At 60.1% G+C, this 19,233-nt stretch carries 13 protein-coding genes; 8 read left to right on the top strand and 5 right to left on the bottom strand.

Annotated features, from left to right (window positions below; all coding sequences use genetic code 11):
- Positions 1–226: 226 nt before the first annotated feature.
- Positions 227–2,968: an aconitate hydratase AcnA gene (gene acnA, locus ACVWYU_RS08070; RefSeq protein ID WP_457372400.1), complete on the bottom strand. Its 2,742-nt coding sequence runs from the start codon at positions 2,966–2,968 to the stop codon at positions 227–229.
- Positions 2,969–3,190: 222 nt separating this feature from the next.
- Here acnA and rlmM point away from each other — a divergent pair, with 222 nt between their 5' ends.
- Positions 3,191–4,264, top strand: a complete 1,074-nt coding sequence (gene rlmM, locus ACVWYU_RS08075) for a 23S rRNA (cytidine(2498)-2'-O)-methyltransferase RlmM (protein ID WP_457372401.1) — start codon at positions 3,191–3,193, stop codon at positions 4,262–4,264.
- A gap of 177 nt (positions 4,265–4,441) precedes the next feature.
- On the top strand, positions 4,442–4,693 hold the full coding sequence (tusA, locus tag ACVWYU_RS08080; protein ID WP_247254129.1) for a sulfurtransferase TusA: 252 nt from the start codon (positions 4,442–4,444) through the stop codon (positions 4,691–4,693).
- 105 nt (positions 4,694–4,798) lie between these two features.
- Here tusA and ACVWYU_RS08085 read toward each other — a convergent pair whose 3' ends face one another.
- Entirely contained in the window at positions 4,799–6,202 is a 1,404-nt protein-coding gene (locus tag ACVWYU_RS08085; protein ID WP_247254130.1) for an MATE family efflux transporter, read from the bottom strand.
- Positions 6,203–6,425: 223 nt separating this feature from the next.
- Here ACVWYU_RS08085 and pdxB point away from each other — a divergent pair, with 223 nt between their 5' ends.
- Entirely contained in the window at positions 6,426–7,568 is a 1,143-nt protein-coding gene (gene pdxB / locus ACVWYU_RS08090) for a 4-phosphoerythronate dehydrogenase PdxB (protein WP_457372402.1), read from the top strand.
- A gap of 152 nt (positions 7,569–7,720) precedes the next feature.
- Here pdxB and ACVWYU_RS08095 read toward each other — a convergent pair whose 3' ends face one another.
- Positions 7,721–7,900 carry a PA1571 family protein gene (locus ACVWYU_RS08095; RefSeq protein WP_090318513.1) on the bottom strand — a complete coding sequence of 60 codons (180 nt, stop codon included), beginning with the start codon at positions 7,898–7,900 and terminating at the stop codon, positions 7,721–7,723.
- Between the two features lie 251 nt (positions 7,901–8,151).
- Here ACVWYU_RS08095 and ACVWYU_RS08100 point away from each other — a divergent pair, with 251 nt between their 5' ends.
- Positions 8,152–9,933 carry an ABC transporter transmembrane domain-containing protein gene (locus ACVWYU_RS08100; RefSeq protein ID WP_162493933.1) on the top strand — a complete coding sequence of 594 codons (1,782 nt, stop codon included), beginning with the start codon at positions 8,152–8,154 and terminating at the stop codon, positions 9,931–9,933.
- Positions 9,934–10,010: 77 nt separating this feature from the next.
- Here the strand turns inward: ACVWYU_RS08100 and ACVWYU_RS08105 are convergent, their stop codons facing one another.
- Positions 10,011–11,939: a transglycosylase SLT domain-containing protein gene (locus ACVWYU_RS08105; protein ID WP_390959771.1), complete on the bottom strand. Its 1,929-nt coding sequence runs from the start codon at positions 11,937–11,939 to the stop codon at positions 10,011–10,013.
- A 213-nt stretch (positions 11,940–12,152) separates the two neighbouring features.
- On the opposite strand from ACVWYU_RS08105, the gene ACVWYU_RS08110 reads away from it, so the two are divergent.
- Positions 12,153–14,072, top strand: coding sequence for an ATP-binding cassette domain-containing protein (locus ACVWYU_RS08110; protein WP_090318524.1), 1,920 nt, complete (start codon positions 12,153–12,155; stop codon positions 14,070–14,072).
- A gap of 183 nt (positions 14,073–14,255) precedes the next feature.
- On the opposite strand, the gene ACVWYU_RS08115 is transcribed toward ACVWYU_RS08110, so the two are convergent.
- Positions 14,256–14,696 carry a universal stress protein gene (locus ACVWYU_RS08115; protein ID WP_090327238.1) on the bottom strand — a complete coding sequence of 147 codons (441 nt, stop codon included), beginning with the start codon at positions 14,694–14,696 and terminating at the stop codon, positions 14,256–14,258.
- Positions 14,697–14,800: 104 nt separating this feature from the next.
- Here ACVWYU_RS08115 and ACVWYU_RS08120 point away from each other — a divergent pair, with 104 nt between their 5' ends.
- The 3 genes from ACVWYU_RS08120 (at position 14,801) to fadA (ending at position 19,186) form a co-directional block, all read left to right on the top strand.
- Positions 14,801–15,238: a hypothetical protein gene (locus ACVWYU_RS08120; protein ID WP_247254133.1), complete on the top strand. Its 438-nt coding sequence runs from the start codon at positions 14,801–14,803 to the stop codon at positions 15,236–15,238.
- 595 nt (positions 15,239–15,833) lie between these two features.
- Positions 15,834–17,981, top strand: coding sequence for a fatty acid oxidation complex subunit alpha FadB (gene fadB / locus ACVWYU_RS08125; protein ID WP_457372403.1), 2,148 nt, complete (start codon positions 15,834–15,836; stop codon positions 17,979–17,981).
- 29 nt (positions 17,982–18,010) lie between these two features.
- On the top strand, positions 18,011–19,186 hold the full coding sequence (gene fadA, locus ACVWYU_RS08130) for an acetyl-CoA C-acyltransferase FadA (protein WP_090318533.1): 1,176 nt from the start codon (positions 18,011–18,013) through the stop codon (positions 19,184–19,186).
- The last annotated feature ends 47 nt before the right edge of the window (positions 19,187–19,233 follow it).

Genomic DNA, 19,233 nt, shown 5'->3' on the forward strand with positions numbered 1-19,233 from the left:
TCAGGAGCCGTCGGCCTCCCCCAGAAACACATCGTTTTGACGACACCGACGAGCTTAGCTGCTCTCGCCGAGTGTTTGGCCAACATACAAGGAGCCAGCTTGCTGGCGATGATCTCAAGTACGTCGCGTTTAATCAGGATGCACGCGTTATCGTTGACGACCTTCGCCGGCAAGCCGGCTCCTACAGGGGGCCTCGTTCGCTCAAAGGCGTTTTTTGCTTTCCGCCTCAGGAAGCAATCAACTGCCGCAACACGTATTGCAAGATCCCTCCCGATTTGAAGTACTCCACTTCATTCAGCGTGTCGATCCGGCACAACACTTCGATTTTCTCGCTGCTGCCGTCTTCTCGGGTGATGACCAGGTTCAGGTTCATCCGTGGCGTCAGTTCGACGCCGGTCAGGCCCTGGATGTCCAGGGTTTCCTTGCCGGTCAGGTTCAGGCTTTTGCGATTCTGGTCGAGTTTGAACTGCAGCGGCAGCACGCCCATCCCCACCAGGTTGGAGCGGTGGATGCGCTCGAAGCTTTCGGCGATGACCGCTTTCACCCCCAGCAGATTGGTACCCTTGGCCGCCCAGTCCCGGCTCGACCCGGTGCCGTATTCTTGCCCGGCGATCACCACCAGCGGCGTCCCCGAGGCTTGATAGCGCATGGCCGCGTCGTAGATCGCCAGTTTCTCGCCAGTCGGTATGTAGAGGGTGTTGCCACCTTCTTCGCCGCCGAGCATTTCGTTGCGAATGCGGATGTTGGCGAAGGTGCCGCGCATCATCACTTCATGATTGCCGCGCCGCGAACCGTAGGAGTTGAAGTCCCGCGGTTCCACGCCTTTCTCGCGCAGATAACGGCCCGCCGGGCTGTCGGCCTTGATGTTGCCGGCCGGTGAAATGTGGTCGGTGGTCACCGAGTCGCCCAGCAGCGCGAGGACGCGGGCGCCGGCAATGTCCTTGACCACGGGTGGCGGCCCGCCGATGTCATCGAAGAAGGGTGGATGCTGGATGTAGGTCGAATCCGCCTGCCAGACGTAAGTGGCGGCCTGCGGCACTTCGATGGCTTGCCACTGCTCGTCGCCGGCAAACACTTCGGCGTACTCCTTGTGGAACATCGCGGTGTTGACCTGTTCCACGGCTTCGGCGATTTCCTTGCTGCTCGGCCAGATGTCACGCAGGTACACCAGATTGCCGCTCTGGTCTTTACCCAGCGGCTCGGTGCTGAGGTCGATGCGCACCGTGCCCGCCAACGCATAGGCGACCACCAGCGGCGGGGAGGCCAGCCAGTTGGTTTTCACCAGTGGATGCACCCGGCCCTCGAAGTTGCGGTTGCCCGAGAGCACCGAGGCCACGGTCAGGTCGGCCTGCTGGATGGCTTTTTCGATCGGTTCCGACAGCGGCCCGGAGTTGCCGATGCAGGTGGTGCAGCCATAACCGACCAGGGCGAAACCCAGTTGATCAAGGTACTTCGTGAGCCCGGCCGCCTTGTAGTAGTCGGTGACCACTTTCGAGCCGGGGGCCAGCGAACTTTTCACCCAGGGTTTGCGTTGCAGGCCTTTTTCCACGGCTTTTTTCGCCACCAGTCCGGCGGCCATCATTACGCTCGGGTTCGAGGTGTTGGTGCAGGAGGTGATCGCGGCGATCACCACCGCGCCGTTTTTCAGTCGATGGGTCTGACCTTCATATTCATAGTCCGCTTCGCCGGCCATGTCCGCATTGCCAACCGCCACACCGCCACCGCCCTCGCTTTCCAGGCGGCCTTCTTCCTTGCTGGTGGGTTTGAGCTGCACGCCGAGGAAATCGCTGAAGGCTTGCGCGACATTCGGCAGCGAGACGCGGTCTTGCGGGCGTTTCGGCCCGGCGAGGCTGGCTTCGACGCTGCCCATGTCCAGCGCCAGGCTGTCGGTGAACACCGGCTCTTTGCCCGGCAGACGCCAGAGGCCCTGGGCCTTGCTGTAGGCCTCGACCAGTTTCACCGTCGAGAGGGGGCGGCCGGACAGGCGCAGATACTCCAGCGTGACGTCATCCACCGGGAAGAAGCCGCAGGTGGCACCGTATTCCGGGGCCATGTTGGCGATGGTCGCGCGATCGGCCAACGGCAAGTCGTCCAGCCCGTCACCGTAGAATTCGACGAACTTGCCGACCACGCCTTTCTTGCGCAGCATCTGGGTGACCGTCAGCACCAGGTCGGTGGCGGTGATGCCTTCCTTGAGTTTGCCGCTGAGCTTGAAGCCGATGACTTCGGGGATCAGCATCGACACCGGTTGGCCGAGCATCGCCGCTTCCGCTTCGATCCCGCCAACGCCCCAGCCGAGCACACCGAGACCGTTGATCATGGTGGTGTGGGAATCGGTGCCCACCAGTGTGTCGGGGAACGCGTAGGTGCGCCCGTCCTCGTCCTTGGTCCAGACCGTGCGACCGAGGTATTCGAGGTTCACCTGGTGACAGATCCCGGTGCCGGGCGGCACCACGCTGAAGTTGTCGAAGGCGCTCTGACCCCAGCGCAGGAAGGCATAACGTTCGCCGTTGCGCTGCATTTCAATGTCGACGTTCTGTTCGAAGGCGCTGCTGCTGGCGAATTTGTCGACCATCACTGAGTGGTCGATCACCAGGTCCACCGGCGACAGCGGGTTGATTCGTTGCGGGTCACCGCCGGCCTTGGCCATCGCCGCGCGCATGGCCGCCAGATCGACCACAGCGGGCACGCCGGTGAAGTCTTGCATCAGTACCCGCGCCGGGCGGTACTGGATTTCGCGGTCGGAGCGGCGCTCCTTGAGCCAGGCGGCAATCGCCTTGAGGTCAGCGCCGGTGACGGTTTTTTCGTCTTCCCAGCGCAGCAGGTTTTCCAGCAACACTTTCAACGACATTGGCAACTTATCCAGATCGCCCAGGCTCCTGGCGGCATCCGGCAGGCTGAAATAGTGATAGGTCTTGTCGTCGACTTGCAGGGTTTTAAGGGTGTTCAAACTGTTGAGGGAGGGCATTGCAATCACTCCTTTAAGTCCGCACGGCTACGGACGGAGGGGACGGGCAGAGCATTAAACCTAGCCCTGTTTTGAGTAGCTGGCTAATAACTGGACTCTATGGACAGACCCCAGGTTCCGATCTCAGTTATCATGCGCCGGTTTTCGTGACAGGCTTTGCTTCAACGCAGGTCTGGGCATCGCGCAGTGGTTGAATGTCTCGCCATCTGCCCAGGAGTAAGAATGAACACCCTCTTTATGCATTGCCGGCCGGGCTTCGAAGGCGAAGTCTGTTCCGAGATTTCCGACCTCGCCGCGCGGCTGAATGTGGCCGGTTATGCCAAGGCCAAGACCGCCAGTGCCTGCGCCGAATTTGTCTGCACCGAAGAAGATGGCGCCGAGCGGTTGATGCGCGGTCAGCGTTTCGATCAATTGATCTTCCCGCGCCAATGGGCTCGGGGGATCTTCATCGATTTGCCGGAAACCGATCGCATCAGTGTGATCCTCGCCCATATGGCCGACTTTCCGCTGTGCGGCAGCCTGTGGCTGGAGATGGTCGACACCAACGACGGCAAGGAACTGTCGAACTTCTGCAAGAAATTCGAAGTCCACCTGCGCAAGGCGCTGACGGCGGCCGGCAAACTGGTGGAAGACGCCCACAAGCCGCGTTTGTTGCTGACCTTCAAAAGTGGTCGTGAAGTGTTCATGGGCCTGGCAGAGGCGAACAACTCGGCGATGTGGCCGATGGGCATTCCACGTTTGAAATTCCCCCGCGAGGCGCCAAGCCGTTCGACGCTGAAGCTGGAAGAGGCGTGGCACCATTTCATCCCGCGCGACCAGTGGGACGAACGCCTGCACGGCGACATGACCGGCGTCGATCTGGGCGCCGCGCCCGGTGGCTGGACCTGGCAACTGGTCAATCGCGGCATGCTGGTGACCGCCATCGACAACGGCCCGATGGCCGAAAGCCTGATGGACACCGGACTGGTGCAACATCTGATGGCCGACGGTTTCACTTTCAAGCCCAAGCAACCGGTGGACTGGATGGTGTGCGACATCGTCGAGAAACCGGCGCGCAACGCCGCGATGCTCGAAGAATGGATTGGCGAGGGGCATTGCCGCGAAGCGGTGGTCAACCTCAAGTTGCCGATGAAACAGCGTTACGCCGAAGTGAAACGTCTGCTGGAGCGGATTGCCGATGGCTTCAAGGCGCGGGGCATCAAGGTCGAGATTGGCTGCAAACAGCTGTATCACGACCGTGAAGAAGTGACCTGCCATTTGCGGCGGCTGGATGTGAAGAAACCCAAGGCCCGCTGATCAGATAAAACCTGTGGGAGCAGGATTGCCCGCGATGAGGCCGTAACATTCGACATTTGAGTCGGCTGATCAACCGCCATCGCGGGCAAGCCCGCTCCCACAGGGTGAGGCGTAATGCCACAGATGACCGAACACCCGGCAATGCGCGACAATGCCGGCACGTTTCAGGAGCAAATCATGAGTGAAATGATCAATACGCCGGTTGACGGCACCCTGGATGCCACCGGCCTCAATTGCCCGGAGCCGGTCATGATGCTGCACCAGCACATCCGTGACCTGGCGCCTGGCGGTCTGCTGAAGGTGATCGCCACCGATCCATCGACCCGGCGCGACATCCCCAAGTTCTGCGTGTTTCTCGATCATGAACTGGTCGGTCAGCAGGAAGAGGCGGGCACCTACCTCTACTGGATCCGCAAGAAGTCCGTTTGACGCTCAAAGCCTTGTAGGAGCTGGCTTGCCAGCGAAGGCGCTGTATCAGTCGCCATCAATGTTGAATGATGCATCGCAATCGCGAGCAGGCTCGCTCCCACAGAGTCAATTCAGGCTGTTGCGAATCCGCTTGCGCGCACTGCGGGTCAGGCGGATTGACAGCATCAGCGCCGCGCAGCTCAGGCCCACGATCAAACCCTGCCACAGCCCGCTCGGGCCACTCGGTGCGCCGAACCAATCGGTCAGGCCCAAGGCGTAACCCACCGGCAAGCCAATGCCCCAGTAAGCGAACAGCGTCAGGATCATCGTCACCCGTGTGTCCTGATAGCCGCGCAACGCGCCGGCTGCCGTTACCTGGATCGCATCGGAAAACTGGAACAGTGCCGAGTAGACAATCAGCATTGCCGCCACTTTGATCACCGTCGGGTCAGCGGTGTAGATCGTCGCGATGTGCTCGCGCAGTAACAGCATCATGCTCGCCGACAAACAGGCGTAGGCCAGGGCTGTGCCCATGCCGACCCCGGCAGCGAAGCGTGCTTCGCGCGGCTCCTGGCGGCCCAGCGCCTGGCCGACCCGCACGGTCACTGCCATGCCGAGGGAGTAGGGGATCATGAAGACCAGCGAGCTGAAGTTCAGGGCAATCTGATGCCCGGCGACCACGGTGGCGCCGAGGCTGCCGATCAGCAGGGCGATGACGGCAAAGATGCTCGACTCGGCGAATACCGCGATGCCGATGGGCAGGCCGATGCCCAGCAAGCGCTTGATCACCGACCATTGTGGCCAGTCGAAGCGGCTGAACAATTCACTCGATTGGTACGCCGGCGCCCAGCGCTCCCAGCCGGCCATGCCCAGCGCCATGACCCACATCACGATCGCCGTGGCCCAGCCGCAGCCGACGCCACCCATGGCCGGGACACCGAGGTGGCCATAAATGAAGATGTAGTTCAGCGGAATATTCAGCGCCAGCCCGCACAGGCCCAGCACCATCGCCGGCCGGGTACGGCCCAGGCCATCACTGAAGCAGCGCAGCACATGGTAGAAGGCAACAGCGGGTAGGCCACTGGCGATGCCGTGCAGATACTGCATGCACGGGCCGATCAGTTCGGGGTCGACCTTCATGACGCGCAAAATCGGTTCGGCACTGAACAGAATGCCGGTCGCCATCAACCCAACCACCAATGCCAGCCACAGCGCCTGACGCACGATCGGACCGATTTCGCTGTGGGTGCCGGCGCCGAAACGTTGAGCGACTTTCGGTGTGGTGGCCAGCAAGGTGCCGGTCATCAACAGGAACACCGGCACCCAGATCGAATTACCCAATGCCACGGCAGCCAGATCACGTGGCCCAACCCGGCCGGCCATCACCGCATCGACGAACCCCATGGCCGTGGTCGCCAGTTGCGCGATCATGATCGGCAGCGCCAGGGCGAGCAGGTTTTTCAGCTCGAGGCGAACCCGGGCCGGGCGATTGAGGGGCTTGGCGGTGGAGCGGTCAGTCACAGAGTTCAAGGGCAAAACGTCCAGAAGGTATTGATGCGCAGACGCGCATTCTACGCGTTGACGCAACGGTCAGGAAAAGACCCGTGTTGGGGATTTGTAATCGACCTCTTGAATGAATCCACAACTCCCTCGCGACAGGAATCTGCAGTCCTTCCTATCCAGGATGCGCAATGCACGCTGGCCCACCACCCGCATCTCCGCCTACACTGCCGATCCGCCTAAGGAGCCTGCCATGCTGATTGTTGCCGACGAAAATATCCCCCTGCTCGATGCCTTCTTTGCAAGTTTCGGTGAAATCCGCCGGGTACCAGGGCGTTCCATCGACCGTGCCACCGTCGAACAGGCCGATGTGCTGTTGGTGCGCTCGGTAACCAATGTCAACCGCGCGTTGCTTGAAGGCAGCAAGGTGCGTTTTGTCGGCACCTGCACCATTGGCACCGATCACCTGGATCTGGATTACTTTCAAAAAGCCGGGATCACCTGGTCCAGTGCTCCGGGCTGCAATGCCCGTGGCGTGGTCGACTACGTGCTCGGCAGTCTCCTGACCCTGGCTGAAATCGAAGGCGCCGACCTGACTCAGCGTACTTACGGGGTGGTGGGGGCCGGTGAAGTGGGTGGGCGCCTGATCAAGGTCCTGCAAGGGCTCGGCTGGAAGGTACTGGTCTGCGACCCGCCGCGCCAGGCCGCCGAAGGGGGGGAGTACGTCAGCCTGGAGCAGATCATCGAACAGTGCGATGTCATCAGCCTGCACACGCCGCTGACCAAGCAGGGCGCGCATTCGACCTGGCATTTGTTCGATCAAAAGAATCTGAACCAACTCAAGCCCGGCACCTGGCTGATCAATGCCAGCCGTGGCCCGGTGGTGGATAACAGCGCCCTGCGCCAGGTGCTGTTGCAGCGTGAAGACCTGCAAGCGGTGCTCGATGTCTGGGAGGGTGAGCCGGAGGTGGATGTGGCACTCGCCGAACTCTGTGTGCTGGCCACGCCGCACATTGCCGGCTATAGCCTGGATGGCAAACAACGCGGAACAGCACAGATCTACCAGGCGTATTGCGATTTTCTCGGACAACCGGCCGAGGTCAGCCTGAACGATTTGCTGCCGGCGCCATGGTTGTCCGCAGCGACCTTGAGTGCTGAAAGCGATCCGGCCTGGGCACTGGCGATGTTGTGCCGCGGGGTGTACGACCCGCGCCGTGATGACGCGGATTTCCGCCGCAGCCTTGTAGGCAGCGTGAGCGAGCAGCGGGCGGCGTTCGATGCTTTGCGCAAAAACTATCCTTCGCGCCGTGAGATCGACGGATTGAAGGTGCGCATTGAAGGAGATTCGCCGGCATTGCGGCAGATCGTGGCGGCGTTGGGCGCGTCGGCTGTCTGATAACCACGTTGGCCCTATCGCGGGCAGGCCACGCTCCCACAGGTCATGCGGAAACATTGGCATCGCATTGAATCCGTGGGAGCGCAGCACCCTCAAAAAACAGCATAAAAAACCCGGCCAACAGGGGCCGGGTCAAGAAGACGGTGGCTATATCACTTTTGTTCGGCAGGCTTGACCAATCGCTGTTCCAGTTCACGGCACGCGGTCTGGATCATGTCTTCAGTGATCGGTACTTCGCGGCCATCTGCATCGATTATGGAGCAACCCAGAGACTGGTCGGGCTGTGTGCGGATCACTTGAATCTTGTCATCTCTGCTGTCTTGCAAGGACATGGCCTGTCTCCTCATCAGGTTGTGTGCCTACTTTAGAACCGCCAAGTGACCAGGCTGTGACAACTCCCTGCGATCTCTGCATGGCGGCAGCACCAGTCCACCAGAAATAGCGCGATGTTGCCACCCGGACTTTAGACCAATAGTGTCTAGCATCTAGCAGGGGCGGTCATAATTAACCTGACTCATTATGATTTACCGAGTTCCGCCCCGTTCAGCGGTCTAGGCCGACCTTAATCACTGCTCCGTTGTGGATGATGCCAATGCTCTCTGTTCGTCACCGCCGTGCGATACGTCTGGCCAGCCATTTCATCGCGCCTTATCGCTGGCAGGCGTTCGGCGCCTTGCTGGCGCTGATCGTCACGGCAGGCATCACTTTATCCATGGGGCAGGGTATCCGCCTGCTGGTGGATCAGGGCTTCATGACCCAGTCCCCGCACTTGCTCAACCAATCGATCGGTCTATTCATGCTGTTGGTGGTCGGCCTGGCGGTGGGTACCTTTGCGCGTTTTTACCTGGTGTCGTGGATTGGCGAGCGCTGTGTCGCCGACATCCGTCGTCAGGTGTTCAATCATCTGATCTACCTGCATCCCGGGTTCTACGAAAACAACCGCAGCTCTGAAATCCAGTCACGGTTGACCGCCGATACCACCTTGCTGCAATCGGTAATCGGCTCTTCCTTGTCACTGTTTTTGCGCAATCTGTTGATGGTGATCGGCGGGATCGTCCTGTTGTTTGTGACCAATCCCAAGCTCACCAGCATCGTTGTGGTTGCACTGCCACTGGTGGTCGCGCCTATCCTGATTTTCGGTCGCCGGGTGCGCAACCTGTCGCGCCTGAGTCAGGACCGGATTGCCGATATCGGCAGTTATGTCTCCGAAACCCTGGGCCAGATCAAAACCGTGCAGGCCTATAACCACCAGGCCCAGGACGAGCGGCGTTTTGCCCTGACCGTGGAAGAGGCGTTCAACACTGCGCGCAAGCGTATTTTCCAGCGGGCCTGGTTGATCACCTTGGTGATCGTGCTGGTGCTGGGTGCAGTCGGCGTCATGCTGTGGGTCGGCGGCATGGACGTGATAGCCGGTCGTATTTCTGCCGGTGAGCTGGCGGCGTTTGTCTTTTATAGCCTGATCGTCGGCAGTGCATTCGGCACCCTGAGCGAAGTGATTGGCGAATTGCAGCGCGCGGCCGGCGCAGCCGAGCGGATTGCCGAGTTGCTGCGTTCGGAAAACATCATCCAGCCGCCGAGCACGGGGCTCGCGACCTTACCCGAGCGGGTAAGGGGTGATCTGGAGCTGCAAGACGTACGTTTTTCCTACCCGTCACGTCCGGAAAGCTATGCCGTTGATGGCTTGAGTCTGACCGTCAAGGCCGGCGAAACCCTGGCCCTGGTCGGGCCGTCCGGGGCCGGGAAGTCGACGGTGTATGACCTGCTGCTGCGCTTTTACGATCCTGCTGAAGGGCGCCTTCTGCTCGATGGCGTGCCGCTGACCTGTCTCGATCCTCTGGACCTGCGTCGCTGCTTTGCCCTCGTTTCGCAAACCCCGGCGCTGTTTTTCGGCAGCATCGAGGAGAACATCCGCTATGGCAAGCCAACGGCGACGCTGACGGAGGTTCAGGAGGCAGCGAAAATTGCCTATGCCCACGATTTTATCGAAGCCATGCCCAACGGTTATCAGACTCACTTGGGTGACGGCGGCCTGGGTTTGTCCGGTGGTCAGCGCCAGCGCCTGGCCATTGCCCGGGCGCTACTGGTGGATGCTCCAATCCTGTTGCTGGATGAAGCCACCAGCGCGCTAGATGCCCAAAGCGAACACCTGATCCAGCAAGCCCTGCCGAGCCTGATGAAAAACCGCACGACCCTGGTGATCGCCCACCGCTTGGCCACGGTGAAAAATGCCGACCGGATCGCTGTGATGGATCAGGGAAAACTGGTGGCGGTAGGGACGCATCAGGAGCTGATTGCCACTAATGCGCTGTATGCAAGATTGGCGGCGTTGCAGTTCAGTGATGGCAAGGTACTGGCCGACCTGTAGGCGCTGGCTTGCCAGCGATGGCATTCGCAAGGGTGATGCACCACCTTGCGGACCGATCGCCGGCAATCCGGCTCAGGTTACTGATCGTCGAAATACCGCTCATGCCAATCCACCAGCGGTTGCGGTGAATTGAGTTTCTGGCCGTAGATTACCGAGTAAGACAGCACGTTCTGTACGTACTGACGGGTTTCGTCGAACGGGATGCTTTCCACCCATACGTCGAAGCTCAGGTGATCGGCGCCGCGCAGCCACTGGCGAACTCGGCCGGGTCCGGCGTTGTAGGCGGCGGAGGCGAGGACGCGGTTGCCGTTGAACTGACTGTGGACCTGGCTCAGGTACGCGGCACCGAGCTGAATGTTCTTGTCCGGCTCCAACAGCTGCTGCGGCGAGGCATAGGGAATGCTGAACTTGCGCGCGGTTTCCTTGGCGGTCACGGGCATCAGTTGCATCAAGCCTGACGCGCCGACGCCGGAGCGGGCGTCGTCCATGAAGGCGCTTTCCTGGCGGGTGATGGCGAATACCCAGCTCGAGTGCAGGCCACGGTTTCTGGCTTCACGGACCAGGGTTTCTCGGTGAGCCATCGGGAAGCGGATGTCCAGGTCGTCCCAATACTGCGCCTGACTGATCGTACGAATCGCCGGGAAATACCATTTCAGGTCGTAGGCCAGTTTTGCCTGGGCAACCATTTCCTCTCGACTGAAGTGGCGGCTGACGTAGTACCACTCGCGGCGACCGTCGACGATCTGTCCGCGGGCATGAAACTCCAGGGCGCGACGAATACCGGGAGTGTTGCGCACTTTATTGATTGTCGCCTGGCTCAGCACCAAGGGTTTGTTAACCAGCGAATAGGGTGACTGCGAACGATCGGCGGCGAGGAAACCATAAAAATCGCGTTCGCGAGCGAGGTTTTTATAGAGCGTCTGCGCCTCAGGGTTTTGCGGCTGCGCCAGTTCGAGGCTGCGGGCTTGCCAATAGCGCCAGCGGTTGGTGGTGGCCAGGTCTTGCGGCAGGCGGCGAGTCAGTTCATAGGCGTCTTCCCAGCGAGCCAGGCGCAACAACAGGCGCAAGCGCCATTCGGACACCGTGTTGTCACGCAGTTCCGGGTCGTACTTGGTCATGACGTCCAGCGCGCGGCTGTCGAAGCGGCGCGCGAGCGTCAGGCCGATTTCCCGGGCGATCGCCACTTTTTCGTCCCGGGAAAAGTGCATGCTGCTGGCGTAGCCGTCGAGCAGATCCATGGCCTTGTCCGGGTCCTCCCGCGCCAGGCGCCGCAGACCGAGGCTGACGATATCGGACATCGGCTCATCGGCCGGGATGAAGCGCGACGGTTGATTGAGCAGCTCGGGTTTTTGCGCCACATCGATCAGCAGGCGACCGCGAGGGGCGAGGGTAGTCAGGCTGTTGACCAGGCTGTTGGCCAGCGGGTAGTTGCGCGCCTGGGCGGCAAGCTTGGCGCGCTCCCAGCGTTTTTGCTCGGTCAATTGGCCTTCGGCGGCCCACATGCCGAACAGTGCATCGCAGGTGGCCGGTTGGGATTTGCCGGTCAGCCAGAGTTTGTTGGTGTTGGCGTAACCTTCGGACTTGAGGTTGTGGCTGATCTGATACTGCGCATTCAGGCAGTCCAGTTCGGTGAAGTTCATCTTGGGGTCGTAATATTTGACGAACGTCTCCCAATCGCCTCGATCAGCCATCCAGCGCAGCCAGCGCAATTTCATCCAGTTGGCTTGTGGCAGGTCGCCATGTTCGGCAAGGAATTTTTCAATTTCGGCATTGCTCGCGGTTTTCAGACGCGCGGTCAGTTCGTCGTACGCGAGGTAGGGCTCCAGCGGGTAATCGCTCAGGGCCTGGCTGTAGCGGAAATAAGGGCCGCTATCGCCTTTGGCCAGGGCGCGCTTGGCTTCATCGTAATACTGGCGTTGGGTAGACAGGTCCACCGCCTGGGCGGAGTTAACGGCAGCGGCAGAGAGTAAAAGACATGAAAAAAGCTTGAAAATGCGACTGCGCATGAGACGTCCGAACAGAGAAAACATGACAAGTGCTGACGAAGCCAACACTTTATTAACTGTAGCTTAGCCTTTTGCCAGCAGGGGACGAAAGCTTTGCCGGTCTGTCTGAATAAGTTCGCAACATTTGTTGTGCAGAGTGCTCCGACAGTGAAATTGCCGGCCTTCTGAAGCCTCAAGTCAGGTAGAATGCGCGCCCGGTTTTTGGAGAAGCTCATGACCCTGCTCAAATTCAGCGATGTGTCCCTTGCTTTCGGCGCTATGCCGTTGTTGGACAAGGTGTCCTGGCAGATCGCCCGTGGAGAGCGGGTGTGCATCATCGGCCGCAACGGCACTGGCAAGTCCAGCATGATGAAGCTCGTCAAGGGCGACCAGAAGCCCGATGACGGCTCCGTTTGGCGCACACCCGGGCTCAAGATCGGCGAATTGCCGCAAGAATTGCCGGTAGCCGACGAGCGGACCGTGTTCGACGTGGTCGCCGAAGGCCTGGACGGCGTCGGCGCACTGCTCGCCGAATATCACCACCTGAGCCAGAACATCGTCACCGATGCTGACCTGGACAAGCTGATGCACGTCCAGCACGATCTCGAAGCCCGCGATGGCTGGCGTCTGCAGACCCTGGTCGACAGCACCCTGAGCCGTCTGCAATTGCCCGCCGACAAGACCCTCGCCGAGTTGTCCGGCGGCTGGCGTCGTCGCGTGCTGCTGGCCCAGGCGCTGGTTTCCGAACCCGACCTGCTGCTGCTCGACGAACCGACCAACCACCTGGACATCGGTGCGATTGCCTGGCTCGAAGAAGCGCTGAAGGATTTCCAGGGTGCCGTGCTGTTCATCACGCACGACCGTTCTTTCCTGCAAAACCTCGCGACCCGCATCCTCGAACTGGATCGCGGTGGCTTGATCGACTGGAACGGCGACTACGCCAGCTTCCTGGTGCATAAAGAAGCCGAACTCGCTGCCGAAGCGACCGCCAACGCGCTGTTCGACAAAAAACTGGCCCAGGAAGAAGTCTGGATCCGTCAGGGCATCAAGGCTCGCCGCACCCGTAACGAAGGCCGCGTACGTGCCCTCAAGGCTTTGCGCGTTGAGCGCAGCGAACGTCGCGAGCGTACCGGCAAGGCCAATATTCAGCTCGATACCGCCGACAAGTCCGGCAAGCAGGTGATGGTCCTCGAAAACGTGAGTTTCGCTCACCCGGGTGGCCCGTTCCTGATCAAGGATTTCTCCATGGTCCTGCAGCGCGGCGACCGTATTGGCCTGCTCGGCGCCAACGGTACCGGCAAGACCACGTTGCTGAAGCTGATGCTCAGCGGTCTGCAGCCCACCAGCGGCAAGGTGGAAGAGGGCACGCGCATTGACGTGGCGTACTTCGACCAGTTGCGTCACCAGCTGGATCTGGAAAAAACCGTGATCGATAACGTCGCCGAAGGCCGCGACTTCATCGATATCGACGGCCAGAGCCGTCACGTCCTGAGCTACCTCGGCGACTTCCTGTTCAGCCCGCAGCGTGCCCGCACGCCGGTCAAGGCACTGTCCGGTGGTGAGCGTGCCCGACTGTTGCTGGCCAAGCTGTTCAGCAAGCCGGCGAACCTGCTGGTGCTCGACGAACCAACCAACGATCTCGACGTTGAAACCCTCGAGCTGCTGGAAGAGGTATTGCTGACCTTCAACGGCACCGTGCTGATGGTCAGCCACGACCGGGCGTTCCTCGATAACGTGGTCACCAGCACCCTGGTCTTTGAAGGTGAGGGCAAGGTTCGCGAATACGTCGGTGGTTATCAGGACTGGCTGCGCCAGGGCGGCTCGCCGCGCCTGTTGGGCGTGACCGAGAGCAAGTCCGGCAAGGCCGACCTGAACTCCGCGGTGGTCAAGGCCGAGCCTGCGCCGGTTGCGGCAGCCGTTGAAGCGCCTGTGGCGAAGAAGAAGCTCAGCTACAAATTGCAGCGTGAGCTGGAGGCGCTGCCTGGGCAGATTGAAGCGATGGAGCAGCAGATCGCTAGTGTTGAGGCGCAAATGGCCGATGCTGGTTTCTATTTGCGGCCGGCTGCCGAGACCGCTGCGGTGATCGCTCAACTGGCGCAATTGCAGGCTGAACTCGACGTGATGGTCGAGCGTTGGGCCGAGCTGGACGCCTGATTGATCCTGTCATGAAAAAGCCCGGCTTCATTCGCATGAACGCCGGGCTTTTCATATGGAATACGGTCAATTCCCCGTAGGAGCGAGCTTGCTCGCGATGAATCCGGGAGTTTCGCGGGGCGTCAGGCGTTGCGAGATATCATTGACGACCATCGCGAGGGAGCTCGCTCCTACAGGGGGCTATCAGCTTTTGGTTTGCAGGCGCACCGCCAGCACATCGCAAGGTGCTCCGTGCAGTACGTCGTTGGCGGTGGAGCCCAGCAGCAGTGCCAGGCCATGTCGCCCGTGACTGCCGACCACGATCATGTCGCACCCTTGCTCTTTGGCCAGGTGGTGAATTTCCTGGCGTGGCTGGCCGTAGGTCAGGTGGCTGTACTCCCTGGACAGCTCCGGATATTTCAAGATCAACCGGTCAAGGCGCTCTTTGGCCTGGTCGAACTGCTGTTGTTGCAGTTGTGACAGGTCCATCGGCACGTCACCGCCAAAGGCCATGGCCATCGGCTCGACAATGTGCACCAGGGACAATTTCGCACCGTTGCTCACCGCCAGTTCGCGAGCGCGGTGGATTACAGGGTCGCACTCTTCGGTTAGGTCTACAGCGACCAGAATGTGGTTGTAGGGCATGAAGTGCTCCTCCTGAGGATTGCGATATTGGTAAGTATGGCTGGTTTCAAGCGTATTGGTTTCAAAGTGACTGAATACGCTCATCAAGAATCGGGAGTACAGATATGACGGTCTGGATAGTGGTGTCAATCCTGCTGGTGGTTCTCAGTCCGCTGGCCTGGTTGCGACCGTCGCGACACCAGAGCGGGCGTATGGCCCTGCGCATGGAGGCGCGGCGCATTGGCCTGGCCATGCAGTTGGCGCCGCAGGAGTGGCCGCACTGGCTCGGCCAGGAGCCGCCAAATCCCTGTGCGCAGTACCACCGACCACGACGGGGCAATCAACCGGCGTGCTGGAGTTTCTGGCAAAAATCACCGGGCGTGTGGGTGAATCAGTGGCAGGAGGTCTGCGAAGATCGATCGCTGCTCAATCATTTCGAAAAATTGCCGGACAATGTCTACAAAGTCGAGGCCGACAAACAAATGATTGCTCTTTATTGGGGCGAGAAGGGCGAAGCCGAGGTCTTGCAGCACATCGACGCTACCCTCAAAGCCCTCGCCTGAACCGCAACCCCCTGTAGGAGCGAGCCTGCTCGCGATGAACCCGAGAGCGCCACGGGGGTGGCAGGTCCATCCCCGGCAGCCCAGCTCCCCCAGACTTTTTTGCAGGCAATAAAAAGCCCGACAACATCATCGGGCGGGGCTGGCCAGGCAGGCCGGTAATTCGCTGTGGGCTGATCTTACGCTGGGCATTCGCCAAAAGCGTGCACATTTTTCCCTGAGATTCCGCCAGCGTAGCTCGTTAAACACGGGCTGCCGGGAATTAGGGCGACTTTTCTAATGATTGATCCTATGAATGACTCCACATGCCTTGGCGTGTTGAAGGTCTTCGCAGTACGGAAATGAGCGGAAAGTCGCGTTTCAACCCCTGTTTCGGGCGATTGACAATTGTCGGAAATTCCGTGAAGGTGACGTACCCAAATCAAACGGGCGTATGAATTGAGCGTTTGTATTTCAGACCGCTCCTACAGAATCCCGACTATCGCGTTGGCGGGTGTGTCGGGTGAATCGGCGTAGCATCGACGTTTAACGTCCCTGCCGAGCCATTCGCCTGCGTCCGACGTGTACTGTTCAGCTTCCATATCGTGGAGATCAGTTGATGATTTACGAAGGTAAAGCCATCACGGTTAAGGCTCTTGAAAGTGGCATCGTCGAACTGAAGTTCGACCTCAAGGGTGAGTCCGTCAACAAGTTCAACCGTCTAACCCTGAACGAACTGCGTCAGGCCGTAGACACCATCAAGGCAGATGCTTCGATCAAGGGTGTGATCGTCAGCAGTGGCAAGGACGTCTTCATCGTCGGCGCCGACATCACCGAATTTGTCGACAACTTCAAGCTGCCGGATGCAGAGCTTGTTGCTGGCAACCTCGAAGCCAACAAGATTTTCAGCGATTTCGAAGACCTCAACGTCCCGACAGTCGCCGCGATCAATGGCATCGCTCTGGGTGGCGGTCTGGAAATGTGTCTGGCAGCGGACTACCGCGTCATGTCCACCAAGGCCAAGATCGGTCTGCCGGAAGTCAAGCTGGGCATCTACCCGGGCTTCGGCGGTACCGTGCGTCTGCCGCGCCTGATCGGTGCCGACAACGCTATCGAATGGATTGCCGCCGGCAAGGAAAACCGCCCGGAAGACGCGCTGAAAGTCGGCGCCGTCGATGCCGTGGTGGCTCCTGAAAAGCTGCAGGAAGCTGCGCTGGAACTGATCAAGCGCGCTATTTCCGGCGAGTTCGATTACAAGGCCAAGCGCCAGCCGAAGCTGGAAAAACTGAAGCTGAACGCGATCGAGCAAATGATGGCTTTCGAAACCGCCAAAGGTTTCGTGGCCGGCCAGGCTGGCCCGAACTACCCGGCGCCGGTCGAAGCGATCAAGACCATCCAGAAAGCCGCGAACTTCGGTCGCGACAAGGCGCTGGAAGTCGAAGCCGCCGGTTTCGTGAAGCTGGCCAAGACCTCTGCTGCGCAGAGCTTGATCGGCCTGTTCCTGAATGATCAGGAGCTGAAGAAAAAGGCCAAGGCCTACGACGAAATCGCCAAGGACGTGAAGCAGGCTGCCGTACTCGGCGCCGGCATCATGGGTGGCGGTATCGCCTATCAGTCGGCTTCCAAAGGCACGCCGATCCTGATGAAGGACATCAACGAGCACGGTATCGAGCAGGGGCTGGCCGAAGCTGCCAAGCTGCTGGTGGGCCGCGTTGAGAAAGGCCGCATGACCGCCGCGAAAATGGCTGAAGTGCTCAACGGCATTCGTCCGACCCTGTCCTACGGTGACTTCGGTCACGTTGACCTGGTGGTTGAAGCGGTCGTCGAGAACCCGAAGGTCAAGCAAGCCGTTCTGGCCGAAGTCGAAGAGCAGGTCAAAGAGGACACCATCCTCGCCTCGAACACCTCGACCATTTCCATCAGCCTGTTGGCCAAGGCCCTCAAGCGTCCGGAAAACTTCGTCGGCATGCACTTCTTCAATCCGGTGCACATGATGCCGCTGGTCGAAGTGATCCGTGGCGAAAAGTCCAGCGAGCTGGCCGTGGCCACCACCGTTGCCTACGCCAAGAAAATGGGCAAGAACCCGATCGTGGTCAACGACTGCCCGGGCTTCCTGGTCAACCGCGTTCTGTTCCCGTACTTCGGCGGTTTCGCCAAGCTGGTCAGCGCCGGTGTGGACTTCGTCCGTGTCGACAAGGTCATGGAAAAATTCGGCTGGCCCATGGGCCCGGCCTACCTGATGGACGTGGTCGGCATCGACACCGGCCACCACGGCCGTGACGTGATGGCCGAAGGTTTCCCTGATCGCATGAAAGACGACCGTCGTTCGGCCGTTGACGTGCTTTACGAAGCCAAGCGCCTGGGCCAGAAGAATGGCAAGGGCTTCTACGCCTACGAGACCGACAAGAAGGGCAAGCAGAAGAAGGTGGCCGATCCGTCGGTCCTGGAAGTGCTCAAGCCAATCGTGTTTGAACAGCGCGAAGTCACTGACGAAGACATCATCAACTGGATGATGATCCCGCTGTGCCTGGAAACCGTGCGTTGCCTGGAAGACGGCATTGTCGAAACCGCTGCCGAAGCCGACATGGGTCTGGTCTACGGTATTGGTTTCCCTCCATTCCGTGGCGGTGCGCTGCGCTACATCGACTCGATCGGTGTTGCAGAGTTCGTTGCCCTGGCTGACCAGTACGCTGATTTGGGCGCGCTGTACCACCCGACCGCGAAGCTGCGCGAAATGGCCAAAAACGGCCAGAGCTTCTTCGGTTAAGCGCCCCCAACTAGAGTGAGAGTGAACTTATGAGCTTGAATCCTAGAGACGTCGTGATTGTCGACTTCGGTCGTACTCCGATGGGCCGCTCCAAGGGCGGCATGCACCGCAATACCCGCGCCGAAGACATGTCGGCGCACCTGATCAGCAAACTGCTGGAACGCAACGTCAAGGTCGACCCGAGCGAAGTCGAAGACGTGATCTGGGGCTGTGTAAACCAGACCCTGGAACAGGGCTGGAACATCGCCCGCATGGCGTCGCTGATGACCCAGATCCCGCACACCTCGGCCGGCCAGACCGTCAGCCGTCTGTGTGGCTCGTCGATGAGTGCGCTGCACACGGCCGCGCAAGCGATCATGACCGGCAATGGTGACGTATTCGTCGTTGGCGGCGTCGAGCATATGGGTCACGTGAGCATGATGCACGGTGTCGATCCGAACCCGCACATGTCCCTGTACGCGGCGAAAGCCTCGGGCATGATGGGCCTGACCGCCGAAATGCTGGGCAAAATGCACGGCATTACTCGTGAGCAGCAGGATGCTTTCGGCCTGCGCTCTCACCAGCTCGCCCACAAGGCGACCGTGGAAGGCAAGTTCAAAGACGAAATCATCCCGATGCAGGGCTACGACGAGAACGGTTTCCTGAAACTGTTCGACTACGACGAAACCATTCGTCCGGAAACCACCCTGGAAAGCCTGGCGGCCCTCAAGCCGGCCTTCAATCCAAAGGGCGGTACCGTGACCGCGGGTACTTCGTCGCAGATCACCGATGGTGCTTCGTGCATGATCGTGATGTCGGCGCAGCGTGCGCAGGACCTGGGCATCCAGCCCATGGCGGTGATTCGTTCGATGGCAGTGGCAGGTGTGGACCCGGCGATCATGGGCTATGGTCCAGTACCGGCCACACAGAAAGCACTGAAGCGCGCGGGCCTTGGCATCAACGATATCGACTTCTTCGAGCTCAACGAAGCTTTCGCCGCACAGGCCCTGCCGGTGCTGAAAGATCTGAAAGTGCTCGACAAGATGAACGAGAAGGTTAACCTGCACGGCGGCGCGATCGCCCTGGGTCACCCGTTCGGTTGCTCCGGTGCGCGTATCTCCGGCACTTTGCTCAATGTGATGAAGCAAAATGGCGGTACCTTCGGGGTAGCGACCATGTGCATTGGTCTCGGCCAAGGCATCTCCACCGTCTTCGAACGCGTTTAATCGTTTCGTCGACGGAAGCCGGGGCCAAGTGCCCCGGTTTTTGTTTT

The organism is Pseudomonas sp. TE12234, assembly GCF_054061835.1.